The organism is Nocardia sp. NPDC003726, from assembly GCF_053586955.1.
Map to the genome: position 1 here is coordinate 13,572 of NZ_JBSFNF010000004.1, position 15,808 is coordinate 29,379.

Genomic DNA, 15,808 nt, shown 5'->3' on the forward strand with positions numbered 1-15,808 from the left:
CACTGTCTACGAGATCGGGTAGACAATGTCTACGCTTACTCTCCTGGAGGTCTTCGTCGTGTGGTACCCGCTGTTCAAGTACGTCCTGCTCGGTCCGCTGCTGCGGCTGCTCGGCAGGCCCGTGGTCGAAGGACTGGACAACATTCCGCGCACCGGGCCGGTGATCATCGCGGCCAACCACCTCGCCGTCATCGACTCGCTCTACCTCGCGCTGGTCGTGCCACGGCGCGTCACGTTCCTGGCGAAACAGGAGTACTTCACCGGAAAAGGTCTGCGCGGCCGGATCAACCGCTGGTTCTACTCGGTCTCCGGACAGGTGCCGGTCGATCGGACCGGCGGTGACGCGGCCGCCGCCGCGCTGGCCGCCGCCACTCGCATCCTGGCCGACGGCGGGGTCTGGGCGATTCATCCCGAAGGCACCCGTTCACCCGACGGGCGGATCTATCGCGGCCGCACCGGCGCGCTGCGGGTCGCCATGGCCACCGGCGCGCCCGTCGTTCCGGTGACCATCTCCGGCACCGATCGGGTGAATCCGCGCGGCAGCCGCCTGCTGCGTTTCGGCAAGGTGCGCATCGCGTTCGGCGCGCAGCGCCGTTATCCCCCCGCCGCGCAGCGTCACCAGGTGCGCGCCGCGACCGACGAGTTGATGCGCGAACTGGCCGCCCGCTCGGGACGCTGCTACGTCGATCGTTACGCCGCAACCTTTCCGGCGGCTGTTTCGCGCCCCTGACCTGCGCCCCTGGAAATGGGGTTAACGCTGAGCCACTATGGCGTGATAGTTGGGGGAGGCCGGTCCCCGGCAACGGTGGGTGATGGAGGAGTTGGGACTTTGAGCAGATTCACCGACGAGATGTACGCGACCGCACAGACCTCCGAGCGCGGACTGGTGACCGGCGAGCCCGGCGCCCCGCTGCGGCGCACGTGGGCCGAGATCCACCGAATCGCCCGGCGCATGGCGGGCGGGCTGGCCGAAGCAGGCATCGGGCACGGTGACGCGGTCGGCGTGCTCGCGGGCATGCCGGTCGACATCGCGCCCGCCTGCCAGGCCGTCTGGATGCGCGGCGCGTCGATCACCATGCTGCATCAGCCGACTCCGCGCACCGACCTGGTGGTCTGGGCGCGCGACACCGAAACCGTGCTGACCATGATCCAGGCGCGCGCGGTCGTGCTCGGCGCGCCGTTCGAGGCGGCCGAGCCGCTGTTGCGCGAACGCGGCATCACCGTCGTGCGCATCGACCAGCTGCCCGACGGCCCCGATATCGACCCGGTGCCCACCGCCGAGGACGATATCGCCTTGCAGCAGTTGACTTCCGGCTCGACCGGCTCGCCCAAGGCGGTGCGGATCACGCACCAGAACTTCTTCGTCAACGCCTACGCCATGTTCGATCGGGTGAAATTCCAGCTCGACGACGACGTGATGGTCAGCTGGCTGCCGCTGTTCCACGACATGGGCATGGTCGGATTCCTCAGTGTCCCCATGCAAATCGGCGCCGAAGTGGTGTGCGTGACGCCGCTGGACTTCCTCACCAGGCCGCTGCTGTGGGCCGAGCTGATCAGCAAGTACCGCGGAACCGTCACCGCCGCACCGAACTTCGCCTACTCGCTGCTGGCCAGGCGGCTGCGGCAGGCCGACGACGGCGCGTTCGACCTCAGCAGTGTGCGGTACATGTGGAACGGCGCCGAACCGGTGGACCCGGACACCATGGAGGCGCTGGCCGACGCCGGAAAGCGCTTCGGCCTCAACCCGATGGCGCTCACCCCGGTCTACGGCATGGCCGAGACCACGCTCGCCGTGTCGATCCCCGATCCCGGACACGGACAGGTGCTCGACGTGATCGACGCCGACCTGCTCGAGGCGATCGGCAAGGCGGTGCCGGTTCCGGAGGAACACGGCCAACCGGCGAACATCCGGCGATTGCCCACCCTCGGCTACCTGGTCGACAACTTGGAGGGCAGGATCGTCGACAGCGAACGTCAACCGCTCCCGGCCCGTTCGGTGGGTGTGATCGAATTGCGCGGTCCCGCAGTCACTTCGGGGTACCTGACGGTGGACGGATTCCAATCGGCCCAGGACGAAGACGGCTGGCTGGACACCGGCGACATCGGCTACTTCACCGACGAGGGACTGATCGTGGTGTGCGGCCGGATCAAAGACGTGATCATCATGGGTGGCCGCAACATCTACCCCACCGATATCGAGCGCGCGGCGGCCAGGGTGGACGGCGTGCGGCCCGGCAACGCGGTGGCGGTGCGCCTGGACGCGGGCCAGAAGCGGGAGAGTTTCGCGGTCGTGGTGGAGAGCGGCTCCCACCAGGATCCCGAAGAGGTCAAGCGCATCGAGCGCGAGATCGTGCACGCGGTCTTCGCCGAGGTCGGCGCACGGCCGCGCACCGTCGCCGTGCTCGGCCCGGGGGCGCTGCCGAAGACGTCCTCCGGCAAACTGCGCAGGGCGGCGACCGCGATCCATCTGTGAACGGATCCGGAGCACCGGTCACCGAACCGCTTGTCAGCGGCCGCCCTGGCGTCGCCCCGCCCGTCCGACGGGTTGGGCGGGCCGGGACGCCGCAGCGCGATCGCTCCTCTACGGCGAGCGTTGGCGAAGGCCGGCTCGTTCCCGGCTCAGTGCACTTGGTTCTGCGCGGTCTCCAGCCCCACGCGCAGCAGCAGTTCCACCGCGTCGGCGGCCTGCTCGACGATCACGGGGACTTCCTTGCGCTCCGGCGCCGAGAACGGCTTCAGCACGTAATCGGCCGGGTCCTGGCGGCCCGGCGGGCGGCCGATGCCGATCCGGGTGCGCAGGTAGTCCTTGGTGGTCAGGGCGCTGGAAACGGAGCGAAGACCGTTGTGCCCGCCCTCACCTCCGCCGCGCTTGAGGCGGATCGCGCCGAACGGCAGGTCGAGTTCGTCGTGCACGACGATCACCTCGGTCGGCGGCACGGAGAAGAATTTCGCCAGCGCGGCCACCGGCCTGCCGGACAGGTTCATGAACGACCGCGGCTTGGCGATCAGCACCTGACGCCCGTCCAGCCGCGCCTGCAGCAGGTCGGCGCCGGATTTCTTGTGCACACCGAAACGGCCGCCGACGCGCTCGGCGAGCACGTCGGCGACCAGGAAACCGACATTGTGCCGGGTGCGCTCGTACTCGGGACCGGGGTTGCCCAGTCCGACGACGAGCGCGGGCCCGGCGGACGATTCGGTACTACTCAGCGCTCTCGCCCTCGGCCTCGGCCGCACCCTCGCCCTCGACGGGCTCGGCGGCCGGGGCGGCGATGACGTTGACGATCAGGGTCTCGGCATCGGCGGCCAGGCTGACGCCCTCGGGCAGCCGCAGCTCGCCCGCGGTGATCTGGGTGCCCGCCTCGACGCCCTCGACGGAGACCTCGATGGCCTCGGGCAGGTTCAGCGCGTCGGCCTCGACGGAGACGGTGGTGGCTTCCTGGGTGACCAAGGTGCCGGGGGCGGCGTCGCCGGTGACGGTGACGTTCACGTCGGCGGTGACCTTCTCGCCGCGCTTGATGATCAGCAGGTCGGCGTGCTCGATGTAGCGGCGGATCGGGTGCACCACGACGGACTTGGTCAGCGCGAGCTGCTTCTTGCCGTCGATGACCAGGTTCAGCACCGCGTTGGTGCCGTGCTCACGCAGGATGGCGGCGAAGGCCTGGGCGTTCACCGAGAGATGCTGCGGGTCGGACTGGTGGCCGTACAGCACGGCGGGGACGTTGCCCGCACGGCGGGTGCGGCGCGCGGCGCCCTTGCCGAACTCCGTGCGTACGGCTGCTTCGAGAAGGTTGACGTCGGACATGACTGGATCTACTCCTACGGCTCTTCCGGGCTGTCAGTTACACGTCAGGGGTGCTGCACACCTGACGGATGGTCTATTCGTCGGGGCGAAGACCGAACAGGGACGGCCGGAAGCCGCGCCGCGTCGATCACGGTGTCGCAAAACTGGTCTGCGGTCACCCTCGCCGAGACAACCCGAACACCATACCCCAGCGCAGAGGCGCTCTTTGAATCGGGTGGTCACCGGCGGTTCGGCTCGCGCTCGAGCGCGTCGCGTACGCTGGCGTGGTTGCCGATCGATCGTCTGCGAAAGGTTGTCTTGCGTTGAGCGCCTCCCCTGAGGGTGTTGTCGCGCCCGCATCCCGTGGGTTATCCGCCGAGGTAGCCCGCCGGCGCACGTTCGCGGTGATCTCCCATCCCGACGCGGGCAAGTCAACGCTCACCGAGGCGCTGGCCCTGCACGCCAGGATGATCTCCGAGGCGGGCGCGATCCACGGCAAGGCCGGGCGCAAGTCCACCGTCTCGGACTGGATGGAGATGGAGAAGGCGCGCGGCATCTCGGTCAGCTCCACCGCGCTGCAGTTCAACTACCGTGCCGCGGGCTCCGACGTGGACAGCGTCATCAACCTGGTGGACACTCCCGGCCACTCCGATTTCTCCGAGGACACCTACCGGGTGCTCACCGCCGTCGACGCCGCGGTGATGCTGATCGACGCGGCCAAGGGCCTGGAGCCGCAGACGCTGAAGCTGTTCCAGGTCTGCCGCCACCGCGGCATCCCGGTGATCACCGTGATCAACAAGTGGGACCGGCCGGGCCGCGCGCCGCTGGAACTGCTCGACGAGATCAGTGAGCGGATCGGGCTCACCCCCACCCCCTTGTTCCTGCCGGTCGGTATCGCGGGGGACTTCCGCGGCCTCCTGCGCCGCGGCCCGGAAGGCGCCGCGCTGGAATACATCCACTTCACCCGTACCGCGGGCGGCGCCACCATCGCGCCGGAGGAGTCGCTCACGCCCGAAGCCGCCGAGGCGCGCGAAGGAGAAGCGTGGAGCACCGCCGCGGAGGAGAGCGAGCTGCTCTCGGCCACCGGCCAGGACCACGACCAGGAATTGTTCCTGGCCGGACAGACATCGCCGGTCATCTACGCCTCGGCGATGCTGAACTTCGGCGTGCGGCAGCTGCTGGAGACCTTGGTGGCGCTCGCGCCGGCGCCGGGTCCGCGGCGCGACATCGACGGCAAGCCGCGCGAGACCGGTGACCCGTTCAGCGCGGTGGTGTTCAAGGTGCAGGCGGGCATGGACGCCGCCCACCGCGACCGCCTGGCGTTCATGCGGATCGTGTCCGGCGAATTCGAACGCGGCATGGTGGTCACCCACGCGCAGACCGGGCGACCGTTCGCCACCAAGTACGCGCTGACCGTGTTCGGCCGTGAGCGCGCCACCGTCGACACCGCCTACCCGGGTGACGTCGTCGGCCTGGTCAACGCGACGGCGCTGGCTCCAGGGCACACGTTGTTCGTGGACAAGAAGGTGGAGTTCCCGCCGATCCCGTCGTTCGCCCCGGAGCATTTCGCGGTGCTGCGTGCACGCAGCGCGGGCAAGTACAAGCAGTTCCGCAAGGCCGTCGACCAGCTCGATTCCGAAGGCGTCGTGCAGGTGCTGCGCAACGACATCCGCGGCGACGCCTCCCCCGTGCTGGCCGCGGTCGGCCCGATGCAGTTCGAAGTGGTGACCGCGCGCATGCTCGCGGAGTTCAACGTCGAGACCACGATGGAGCACCTCGGGTACACGCTGGCCCGGCGGACCGACGCCGCGTCGGCGGACGAACTCGGGCGCCAGCGCGGGGTGGAGGTGTTCACTCGCTCAGACGGTGCGCTGCTGGCGTTGTTCAGCGACAAGTGGCGGCTGCAATACATCGAGAAGGAGCACCCGGCGCTCACCTTGGAGCCCCTGGTCGCTACCGCCGACTGAGTCAGCCGGCCTCGGACTCCGGTCGCGGCGGCGCGGTGCCGGGGTCACGTTCGATCGATGAGATGCCGTCCTCTTTGGCGATCAGGCCCCAACGGCTGGAAGTCAGGCGAAGGCTCGGCAGATCGCTGAGGGACAGCACCACTTCATAGGTGCGTTCGTAGCCGGTGTGCGAGATCCGCCACCGCCCGTCGTCGCAGCGCACGTAGCGGTCGGTGTAGAACGCCGCGCCGCGCAGCAGCATGTTGTGGCCCGGAATGAGCACCGTGTCGGCGAGGTACCAGGTGCCGGTGGCGGTGTCGCCGTCGACATCGATCTCGGGGTGATCACAGCGGTGCTCGGTGATCACGTGCGGCCCGAGCGTGTTGCGCATGAACGCGATGAACGCCTCGCGCGATTCGAACTGGAGGTATTCGCTGTAGGTGGCGGTCGCCTCGGGCACCATGGTGTCGGCGAAGTCATCCCACGATTTGGTGTCGAGGGTGCGCAGATACCGGTACTTCAGCCGCGAGATCGCCGATACGTCGTCGGGCTCGCGGCCCTCGTCGCGACCGCGGGCCGACCGCGGATCGTCTCGCACCCGCCCGAAGTCGATCGGCCCCGCGTCGAAGCGCGGCCGGTCGTCGGAACGCCGGTCGCCCGGATCGCGTTCGCCGGTGCTCGCCGCCCGCTGACCGCGGCTCGGCCCGGAAGCGGCCGGATCGATGTCTCGCTCCTCGGGCTCCGGCCCGCTCGAATCTATGTCCACCCCGCCGCGCTCCTGGCGGCCCGGGGGAAATCCCGAGTCGTCGCGCTGCAGATTACCGGGACCCTTGCCCCGGTCGTTACGCGTTTGCCCGGCGATGCCCAACCCTGGGTCGCCGCGCCCCTGCCCGCCGGTTCGCTGATCCATACTCTCAACAATCCCATCCCGAGTGCCGGATTGGGAGAGTTGTATCAGATTGCTATCACGACGAGCCGCAACATTCCCACGAAGATCAACTTCGGGGACGTCAGCTGTTGATCGTGAAGCAGGTGCGGCAGAAGTCCTCGCCGAACTCGGTCAACCGGAGACTCTTGCGGACGATCTTCGGCGCCCGACCCGCCTTCTTCAGCGCCGCCTCCACCACGGGCTGCACCTCGAGCACCATGTACCGGCTCAGCACCACCGGGTCGTCCGAGGTCAGCGTCAGCCCGAGGCGGTTGAGGTTGATCAGGTAGGACCGCGCCCGGTCCGGGTAGCGCACCCCGGCCTGCTCGGGCACGGAGGTCAGATCGCCCTGCACCAGTTCCGAACCGATGCCGAGTGGACGGTTGGTACGCACGTCGACCGACGGCTGCGGGCCGTTGAGCGCCATGAAGCGCAGAATGCGCGCCTCGTCGGGCGCGAGTTCGTCGAGGATGCGGTCGTAGGCCGGGTGCACGTCCTCGGTGAAGTAGACGTCGGCGGACCTGGCCAGCAGCGCGTCGCCGCGGCGGCGCAACTCCTCCGTGCTCGCCGAGCGCAGGTACGGCCCGACGGCCAGCGCTTGCTGCGAGGTGGGTCCGTTGGACGTGGGGACATAGCTGACGATCTCCCGGACCGATCCCTCGGTGACGCCGAGCGCGCTACGGGCGATGGAGCGCAACGCGTTCCCGGTCCGCTCGGCGATCTCCGCCGAGGACTCCCCGTCCAGAGCGGCCTGGGTGATCTCCTTGGTGACCTCATAGGTCGTGCCGACCGCCCATTGGCTCCCGCGCACGACGGTGCCCGCGGCCACTCCGGCCGCGCGGAACACGCCGCGGATCAGCCGGGCCTCATTGCTGATCTGCCGCTGTTCGACATCCGAACTGCGCTCGACGGCGCGCGAACCTGGCCGCGCCACGTCCTGTCCGGTCCTGTCGTCTGCCACGTTTTCTCCGATATCGCCGGGGGAACGAATCCGTCCCACAGATTACTTCCCCTTGGGTGGCGGGGCATTCGCACCGTCTGACTCGGACAGTGCGACCGGCACACGGCGCGCAATAAGGTTTCTTCGCCGAGGGGGTGCTAGTTTTGGGTGCCGGTGAGGCGGCGATCACCGGTGTATCGGCAGGAGGGTGTCGTGTTAGAGAGTGTTTTCGGAATCCACCCGACGATCCTCCTCGAGCTCGTGACCATACCGCTTTTCACCGGAGTGATCGGCTACATCACCAACTGGACCGGCGTGCTCATGCTGTTCAAGCCGGTCGCCTTCCACGGCGTCCGTGTTCCCGGCCTGCGCGCGCTGTATCCCTTCCTTCCCAAGCGAATTCAGGTCCTGCCGCTGCTCAGCTACGACGGCCGGTTCGGGTGGCAGGGCATCGTCCCGTCCCGCGCGGACAAGATGGCCAGCATCGCGGTCGACAAGGGCCTGGCCAAACTGGGCAGCGTCTCGGACTTCTACCGGGAGCTCGAGCCCGACAAGCTGGCCGAGCATCTCGCGAGCATCGCCGACGTGCAGATCAAGGACATCGTCGAGGACATCCTGCGCCGCGAGCACCCGCAACTCTGGTACAACCTGCCCGCCCAGGTGCGCGACATGGTGCACGCCAGGGTGCGCCAGCAGCTGCCGGAGATCCTGCGCGAGCTGACCGAGGAATTGGGCGCGAATATCGATCAGCTGCTCGACGTGAAGCAGATGGTGATCCGCTACTTCCAGGCCAGGCCGCATCTGCTCAACACGCTGTTCCAGGTGCTCGGCGCGAAGGAACTGCGTTTCATGCAGAACTTCGGTTTCTACTTCGGCGCGCCGATGGGCGTGTTGCTGGTCGCAGTCCTGCATCTGACCGGCTGGCCCAGTCTGGCGGTGCTGCCGATCGGCGGCGTCATCATCGGCTGGGTGGTCAACTGGATCGGCATCAATATGATCTTCGCGCCCGCATATCCGAAGTGGTGGGTCCCGTGGCGGCAGGGCCTGCTGATCAAACGGAAGTCCGAAATCACCGACGGATACGCGGAATTGGTTTCCAGCCAGGTGATCACCGTGGCGAATATCGGCGACGAGTTGCTCAACGGCCCGCGTTCGGACCGCACCATGCAGATGCTGGAGGACACGCTGCGCCCGGCCGCCGACCGCGCGCTCGGGCCGGCGCGCCCCGCGGTCAAGTTCATGCTCGGCAGCCGCGAATACGACTCGCTGCAGTCGACCTTCACCAGCGAAGCCATGGCCATCGCGCCGATCGCGTTCGCCGACCCGGAATTCAACGTCCGCCAGGGCAGGCAGATCAACGAGTACATCGCGCGGCAGATGGCGATGCTGTCGCCGCCGGACTTCGTCGACATGCTGCGCGCCGCCATCAAGCAGGACGAATGGCTCCTTTTCGTCCATGGCGGCGTGTTGGGGCTGTTCGCCGGATACGCTCATATCCTGATCTTCGGAACGGGAGTGGCGACATCATGGCTGTAGCGGGTCCGGACGACGGCGATATCGAGGCCGTCGAGCACCTCGGCGCGGCGACGGCGGATGCCGAGCCATCGCAGGAGATCGCCCGGCGGCCGGCTTCGGATATCGCGCACACCGACGAATCATCAAGACGGGTAACGGTTCCCCTGGCCACGGTGCGCGCCGCCACGGGTGTGGCACGGGTCGCGTGGACGGCGGTCACGGGGGTGACGTCCTGGGGCGTCGGCACCGCGGTCGGCGTCACCTCGACCGTCGTGCGGCGCAGCATCGAGGGAGCCCCGCCGCGAGAAGTGCTGGCCGAAGCCGAGTCCGAGGTTCGCGACGCGATGCGCAAGGCGCTCGGGATGCCCGCGGCCACGGAACCGGCCGCGCAGGAGGCGGTGCCGACGCTGCGTGAACAGGGCGCCGCGCTGCTGCGGTTGTCGGCCAGTCCGCACGGCGAGGACGACAACCACCCGGCCTTCGCGGGCATGCTCGGCGAGCTGACCCCGGATGAGGCGCGCATCCTGCGCTTCCTGCATCTGGACGGGCCGCAGCCCTCGATCGACATCCGCACCGGCCGCCCGCGCGCGCTCGGCTCCGAACGCCTCGGCTCGATGCTCACGCTGATCGGCGAGCACGCCGGCCTGCGCTTTCCGAACCGGATCCAGCAGTATCTGACCAACCTGCGCAGGCTCGGCTTGATCGAGCACGCGCGCGAGCCGGTCGGCAACCCGAACCGGTATCAGCTGCTGGAGGCGCAGTCACCGGTGCGCGAGATGCTGAAGCGCTCCGGCTTCGGCACCAAGGTGATCTACCGCAGCGTCGTGCTCACCGATTTCGGCGTGGACTTCGTGCGCACCTGCCTGCCGGTGGTCGTGCAGGACGGACGCGCCTCGGGCCACTAGGTCGCCCAGCCGCGCAGCGCCATCTCGGCGACGCGCTGGAGTTCGGCGCGACTCGCCCCGTCCCGCGCCGCCTGGGACATGCCCTGCATCACCGTGCCGACGTAGCGGGCCAGTGCGCGCGCGTCGAGATGGCCGGGCAGCACGCCCGCGTCGATGTCGGCCTGGATGCGTGCGGCGAACGTGTCGATGTTCCGATTGCGCAGCTCGCGCAGGAAATCGGCGATCTCGGGGCTGGTGGTGTTCACGCCCGCGCTGATCACCAGGCAGCCGTGCGGACATTCCGGCCGGGTGTACTCCGTCGCGGCCTCGCGCAGGATCCGCCGGACCGCCGCGTCCGCGGTGTCCTCCTCGGCCAGCGCCCGCGCGACGAATCCGCCGTAGCGCGCGCCGAAATTCGCCACCACCTCGGTGAACAACGTCTTCTTGTCGCCGAACGCCGCGTACAGGCTTGGCGCGCCGATGCCCATGGCCGCGGTCAGGTCGCCGATCGAGGTGGCCTCGTACCCGCGGGCCCAGAACAGCCGCATGGCCTTCTCCAGCGCCGCGTCCCGATCGAAAGACCGCGGCCGCCCTCGGGTCGTCGTGCTCATGGCGCAATTCTATAGCGCTCACTAGATAATGTGCTACCTTGCTTTCTGTAGCGGTCGATAGAGAAAGGAAGGCGTCATGGGCGCACTGACGGGCAAGACGGCACTGGTCACCGGAGGCAGCCGGGGCATCGGACGGGCTATCGCCGAACGACTGGGACGCGACGGCGCGCGCGTCGCGGTGCACTACCACCGCGACGAACAGGCCGCGAAGGAGACCGTCGCCGCGATCGAGGCCGCGGGCGGCGCGGCGTTCGCGATTCGCGCCGAACTGGGCGTGCCCGGCGACGCGGAGGCGCTGTGGGCGGCGTTCGACGCGCACGCCGACGGACTGGACATCCTGGTGAACAACGCGGGCATCGACGGCATCAGGGAGCCGATCGCCGGGACCGACGAAGCGGCGTTCGACCGGGTCTTCGCGGTCAACGCCAAAGCCCCGTTCTTCATCACCCGCCTCGGCCTGGACCGCCTGCGCACGGGCGGGCGCATCATCAACATCTCCACCGGACTGACCCACGGCGCACACATGCCGCAACTGATCGCCTACACCATGACCAAGGCCGCGATCGACAGTTTCACCAGCGTGCTGGCCAAGGAGGTCGGCGCGCGCGGCATCACCGTGAACGCGGTGGCGCCCGGCATCATCGACACCGACATGAACGCGAATTGGCTGCGCAACGCCGAAGCGCAGGCCTCGGTGGCGACGATGTCCCCGCTCCGGCGCGTGGGGCAGGCCGCCGACGTCGCCGACGTCGTCGGGTTCCTCGCCTCCGACGACGCACGCTGGGTGACCGGGCAATGGATCGATGCCACCGGCGGCGCGCTGCTATAAGGCGTACCTCCGCCTTCGCTCCGGCCATGCGCAGGCTGAAGACGGACTCCGTCCGACCGCACCCATTACGCTTGAGCACCGTGCTGTCAGTTGTGCCGAGTCCCGTCACCGTGCGGGCGCCGTCGAAGGTGAACCTCCATCTCGGAGTGGGCGACCTGCGGGCCGACGGCTACCACGACCTGACCACGGTGTTCCAAGCGCTGTCCCTGAGCGACGATCTGGAGATCGCGCCGGCCGGCTCGCTGGCCGTCCGGGTCACCGGAGAAGGCGCCGCGGAGGTGCCGACCGACCGGACGAATCTGGTGTGGAAAGCCGCCGTCCGGCTCGCGCATCTCGGCGGCCGCGCTCCCCTGGTGGAAATCGCCATCACGAAAGGCATTCCGGTGGCCGGCGGCATGGCAGGCGGCAGCGCCGACGCCGCCGCGGCGCTGGTCGGGCTGAACGAGTTGTGGGATCTGGGACTGTCCAGGGAGGAACTGAGCGCGGTGGCCGCCGAACTCGGCAGCGATGTTCCGTTCGCCCTGCACGGCGGCACCGCGCTCGGCACAGGACGCGGCGAGCGCCTGTTACCGGTGCTGTCGCGCAATACATTTCACTGGGTGCTCGCCTTCGCCAAAGGCGGATTGTCCACGCCTGCGGTGTTCGCCGAACTCGACCGGTTGCGCGAGCACGGCGAACCGCCCCGGCTCGGCGAGCCGCAGCAGTTGATGCAGGCGCTGGCCTCCGGCGACCCTCGGCAACTCGCCCCGCTGCTCGGCAACGATCTGCAGGCCGCCGCGGTGTCGCTGAAACCGGAACTGCGCCGCACGCTGCGCGCGGGCGTCAGCGCGGGCGCGCTGGCCGGACTCGTCTCCGGCTCCGGACCCACCTGCGCGTTCCTGTGCGAGAGCGAGGAATCGGCGATCGCGGTGGCCGCCGAACTCGCGGGCGCGGGCGTCTGCCGCAGCGTGCGGACGGCCAGCGGACCCGTGCCGGGCGCGCGCGTCCTCAGCGGCGACGCGCCGGGAAAGCACTGACCGCCGGAGGCCGCGGACAGATGCGGCTTCCGGCGCGGGAAGTCGCCGAGTGCCACCCGAGCGCGCCCCGGCCGAAGCGCGCAGCACCACGGTGCCGGCAACTACACCGCAGTCGCGAACGCGTTCGTCCACCGCGCGGCCCAACGCATCGGTTCCGCGTATTGTCGGCCGCGCCGTACGATCCGGGCAGGCGCGGCCGAACGGCTCGAGTTCCGATGGGGTGTCCACTGCACGATGCTGCGATGACACTGCGGCGCGCACGAATATCCGTGGCCTGCCGCCGATACGCGACGGGAATACTCGGCATCACGGAAGGGCTCGACCCGCACACGACGCAGGCCGAGCCGATCCAGCGGGAACGCTCGGCATCACCGAGCGCCCCGCACGGCCGATGCGCGGCCTTGCTCAGGGCAGCAGGTCGGCCAGCCGATCGATTTGATCGGCGTCGCGCCCGTAGCAATAGAACATCACCTCGTCCGCGCCGAGATCACCGAATTCGGCCAGCGCGGCGCGGATCTGCGCGGGTGTGGTGAGCAGGCCGGCGAGGATGCCCTCGGTATAGCCGCTGAACTCGTAGTAAGCGCCCATCGATGCGCGGGCGTCCTCGATCACGTCGTCCGGACCGAGGGCCACGTTGACTTGGGCGACGATCCTGGGTTCGCCCGGTCTGCCGTGGTTCTTCCAGGAAAGGCGGACGGTGTCGAAGAGTTTGCCCGCCCACGAGGGCGGGGCGGCGGCGAGAAACCCACCGCCCCAACGACCGACGCGCTCGAGCGCCGCGGGCTGGAAACCGCCGAACAGGATCTCGGGCCCCTCCGGGCGCAGCGGCGCAGGGCCGATCGGCCCACACTCGTCGCCGTAGGGCTCACCGGCCCACAGGCGGCGCATGAGCGCGAGCTGTTCGTCCAGGCGGCGGCCCCTGGTGCGCAGGTCGGTGCCGGAGGCCGAGTGGTCGTCGGCGCGACCGCCGACACCGAGACCGAGCACGAACCGTCCGCCGGACATCCGGTCCAGGGTGGCGGCCTGTTTGGCGAGCAGCACCGGGTCGCGCAGCGGCGCGAGCAGCACTTCGGTCTGAACGCGGACGCGGCTGGTCGCACCCGCGATCGCGGCCAGCGCGATCAGCGGCTCGGGATTGTCGTAGACCAGCCGATCGAGCAGGCCGAGCGTGCGGAACGGGCCCGCGTCGGCGCGCCGGGCCCAGTCGAGCAGCGCGGCGGGATCGGAAATGGGCAGGCCGAGGCCGACGTGCATGGGAATCCTCCAGAGAACATGCGGAATGGGATGGAGCCGCCCGCCGACGCCTCTGCTCGAGGCGGGCGTCCCACTCTGCGGCTGTACTTCTGGGGAGCGCCGATTCGGTGTCATCGAACGAACAGCGTTCGTTCTACCGGCCAATCTAGACGAACACCGTTCGTCGACGCAAGCTCGCCGTCGTTCGCCGGGACGGCAGACGGTCCACCCAGGTCGGTACGCTGGCCCGGGGCGTTATCGGACCGCCCCCGCAAGACACGGAAGGATCCATGTCCAACCTGATCAATCTCGAACAGGTCCACAAGAGCTTCGGGATCAAGCCGCTGCTGGAGAACGTCTCGCTCGGCGTGCACGCCGGCGAACGGATCGGAGTCGTCGGCCTCAACGGCGGCGGCAAGACCACCCTGCTCGAGGTGCTCACCGGCATCGAGGAACCCGACAGCGGCCGGGTCAGCAGGCTAGGCGGCCTGCGCATGGCGGTGGTGACCCAGCGCGGCACGCTGCCCGCGGGCGCGACGGTCGGTTCGGTGGTGCTGGCCGGGCTGGCCGACGACGCGATGACCGACGAGGTCGCCGAACACGAATGGGCCGCCGACCCGCGCATCCGCTCGGTGATGGACGGCATCGGCATCGCGGGCCTCGGCATGGACACCTCGGTGGACAACCTCTCCGGCGGTGAGCGTCGCCGGGTCGCGCTCGCCGCCGCGCTGGTGCGCGAACTCGACCTGCTCGTGCTCGACGAGCCGACCAACCACCTGGACGTCGAGGGCGTGCAGTGGCTGGCCGCGCACCTGCTGGGCCGCCGCAGCGCGCTGGTCGTTGTGACCCACGACCGCTGGTTCCTCGACACCGTCGCCACCAGCACCTGGGAGGTGGTCGGCGGCAAGGTGGAAAGCTACGAGGGCGGCTACGGCGACTGGATCTTCGCCAGGGCCGAGCGCGCCCGCCAGGCGGACGCGTCGGAGGCCCGGCGGCGCAATCTGGCTCGTAAGGAACTGGCCTGGCTGCGGCGCGGCCCGCAGGCGCGCACCTCCAAGCCGCGCTACCGGGTCGAGGCCGCCGAAGCCCTGATCGCCGACGTGCCGCCGCCGCGCGACAACGTCTCGCTGGCGGCCTTCGCGCGCAAACGCCTCGGGCGCGTTGTCGTCGAACTCGAGGACGTCACGCTCACCACGCCGGACGGCCGGGAACTGGTCCGCGACCTGACCTGGCGGCTGGCGCCGGGCGAGCGCGTCGGCCTGGTCGGCGTCAACGGCTCGGGCAAGACGACGCTGTTGCGCACCCTGGGGGGAGACACCGGCGCGACCTTGGCCGCGGGCAAGCGCATTCAAGGCCAGACCGTCCAGATCGGCTGGCTGCGCCAGGAACTCGACGACCTGCCGACCGACCTGCGCGTGCTGGAAGCGGTGCAGCAGATCGCGCAGCGAATCATGCTGGGCGACAAGGAGATCTCCGCCGGACAGCTGGCCGAGCGGCTCGGCTTCACCCCCGCCCGGCAGCGCACGCCGGTCGGCGACCTGTCCGGCGGCGAGCGGCGGCGCCTGCAGCTGACCCGCATCCTCATGTCGGAACCGAACGTGCTGCTGCTCGACGAGCCGACCAACGACCTGGACATCGACACCCTGCAACAACTGGAGGACCTGCTCGACAACTGGGCGGGCACGCTGGTGGTGATCAGTCACGACCGGTACCTCATCGAGCGGATCTGCGACTCGACCTGGGCGCTGTTCGGCGACGGCAAGCTCACCAACCTGCCCGGCGGCATCGAGGAGTATCTGACCAAGCGCGCGGCCCTCGCCGCGAGCCAGATCCGCGGCGCCGCACCGGAGGCCAAACCCGCCGACGCCCCGGCCACCGACTCCGCGGCCTACCGCGCGGCCCGCAAGGAGCTGACCCGGCTGGAACGCGCCATCGACAAGCTGTCCGAGCGCGAGCAGCGCTTGCACGTCGCGCTGGCCGACGCCGCCACCGACCCGGACAAGCTGGTCACCCTCGGCGCGGAGCTCAAGCAGGTGCTCGCGGAGAAGGAAACGGCCGAAGAGCGCTGGCTGGAACTGGCCGACGGCGTGTGAGCCTCGGCTCGCCCAGCAGGACCGGGGCTCAG

General features: G+C 69.3%; 14 protein-coding genes. 8 read left to right on the plus strand and 6 right to left on the minus strand.

The annotated features are described in order from the left end of the window. Window positions 1-58 precede the first annotated feature (58 nt). Complete coding sequence (locus tag ACWDMM_RS06710; RefSeq protein ID WP_195082651.1) at window positions 59-730, plus strand: lysophospholipid acyltransferase family protein; 672 nt, start codon at window positions 59-61, stop codon at window positions 728-730. Between the two features lie 99 nt (window positions 731-829). Further along, complete coding sequence (locus ACWDMM_RS06715; protein WP_195082470.1) at window positions 830-2,473, plus strand: fatty acyl-AMP ligase; 1,644 nt, start codon at window positions 830-832, stop codon at window positions 2,471-2,473. A gap of 146 nt (window positions 2,474-2,619) precedes the next feature. Here ACWDMM_RS06715 and pth read toward each other — a convergent pair whose 3' ends face one another. Continuing rightward, window positions 2,620-3,234 carry an aminoacyl-tRNA hydrolase gene (gene pth, locus ACWDMM_RS06720; RefSeq protein ID WP_350906490.1) on the minus strand — a complete coding sequence of 205 codons (615 nt, stop codon included), beginning with the start codon at window positions 3,232-3,234 and terminating at the stop codon, window positions 2,620-2,622. Continuing rightward, entirely contained in the window at window positions 3,200-3,802 is a 603-nt protein-coding gene (locus ACWDMM_RS06725) for a 50S ribosomal protein L25/general stress protein Ctc (protein WP_357103761.1), read from the minus strand. The genes pth and ACWDMM_RS06725 overlap by 35 nt, the downstream gene beginning before the upstream one ends. 302 nt (window positions 3,803-4,104) lie before the next feature. Between ACWDMM_RS06725 and ACWDMM_RS06730 the strand changes: the two genes are divergently transcribed. Beyond that, a complete protein-coding gene (locus ACWDMM_RS06730; RefSeq protein WP_195082468.1) occupies window positions 4,105-5,748 on the plus strand; it encodes a peptide chain release factor 3 in 1,644 nt (547 codons plus the stop codon). A 1-nt stretch (window position 5,749) separates the two neighbouring features. Here ACWDMM_RS06730 and ACWDMM_RS06735 read toward each other — a convergent pair whose 3' ends face one another. Continuing rightward, a complete protein-coding gene (locus tag ACWDMM_RS06735; RefSeq protein ID WP_323124169.1) occupies window positions 5,750-6,325 on the minus strand; it encodes a nuclear transport factor 2 family protein in 576 nt (191 codons plus the stop codon). A gap of 412 nt (window positions 6,326-6,737) precedes the next feature. Then, window positions 6,738-7,616 carry an Abi-alpha family protein gene (locus ACWDMM_RS06740; RefSeq protein ID WP_323124158.1) on the minus strand — a complete coding sequence of 293 codons (879 nt, stop codon included), beginning with the start codon at window positions 7,614-7,616 and terminating at the stop codon, window positions 6,738-6,740. A 240-nt stretch (window positions 7,617-7,856) separates the two neighbouring features. Here ACWDMM_RS06740 and ACWDMM_RS06745 point away from each other — a divergent pair, with 240 nt between their 5' ends. Beyond that, window positions 7,857-9,131: a hypothetical protein gene (locus tag ACWDMM_RS06745; protein WP_244891732.1), complete on the plus strand. Its 1,275-nt coding sequence runs from the start codon at window positions 7,857-7,859 to the stop codon at window positions 9,129-9,131. Continuing rightward, a complete protein-coding gene (locus tag ACWDMM_RS06750; protein WP_449936383.1) occupies window positions 9,122-10,015 on the plus strand; it encodes an Abi-alpha family protein in 894 nt (297 codons plus the stop codon). The genes ACWDMM_RS06745 and ACWDMM_RS06750 overlap by 10 nt, the downstream gene beginning before the upstream one ends. Here the strand turns inward: ACWDMM_RS06750 and ACWDMM_RS06755 are convergent. Further along, window positions 10,012-10,605 carry a TetR/AcrR family transcriptional regulator gene (locus tag ACWDMM_RS06755; RefSeq protein ID WP_195082466.1) on the minus strand — a complete coding sequence of 198 codons (594 nt, stop codon included), beginning with the start codon at window positions 10,603-10,605 and terminating at the stop codon, window positions 10,012-10,014. The genes ACWDMM_RS06750 and ACWDMM_RS06755 overlap by 4 nt on opposite strands. Before the next feature lie 76 nt (window positions 10,606-10,681). Between ACWDMM_RS06755 and ACWDMM_RS06760 the strand changes: the two genes are divergently transcribed. Together ACWDMM_RS06760 and ACWDMM_RS06765 are read left to right on the plus strand one after the other, a co-directional pair. After that, window positions 10,682-11,434, plus strand: a complete 753-nt coding sequence (locus ACWDMM_RS06760; RefSeq protein ID WP_195082465.1) for an SDR family oxidoreductase — start codon at window positions 10,682-10,684, stop codon at window positions 11,432-11,434. 80 nt (window positions 11,435-11,514) lie between these two features. Continuing rightward, the gene (locus tag ACWDMM_RS06765; protein ID WP_195082464.1) at window positions 11,515-12,450 is read left to right on the plus strand and encodes a 4-(cytidine 5'-diphospho)-2-C-methyl-D-erythritol kinase; all 936 of its coding nucleotides are present in this window, start codon (window positions 11,515-11,517) and stop codon (window positions 12,448-12,450) included. Between the two features lie 405 nt (window positions 12,451-12,855). On the opposite strand, the gene ACWDMM_RS06770 is transcribed toward ACWDMM_RS06765, so the two are convergent. After that, entirely contained in the window at window positions 12,856-13,704 is an 849-nt protein-coding gene (locus tag ACWDMM_RS06770) for an LLM class flavin-dependent oxidoreductase (protein ID WP_449936386.1), read from the minus strand. A gap of 269 nt (window positions 13,705-13,973) precedes the next feature. Between ACWDMM_RS06770 and ACWDMM_RS06775 the strand changes: the two genes are divergently transcribed. Then, on the plus strand, window positions 13,974-15,776 hold the full coding sequence (locus ACWDMM_RS06775; RefSeq protein ID WP_449936388.1) for an ABC-F family ATP-binding cassette domain-containing protein: 1,803 nt from the start codon (window positions 13,974-13,976) through the stop codon (window positions 15,774-15,776). Window positions 15,777-15,808 lie beyond the last annotated feature (32 nt).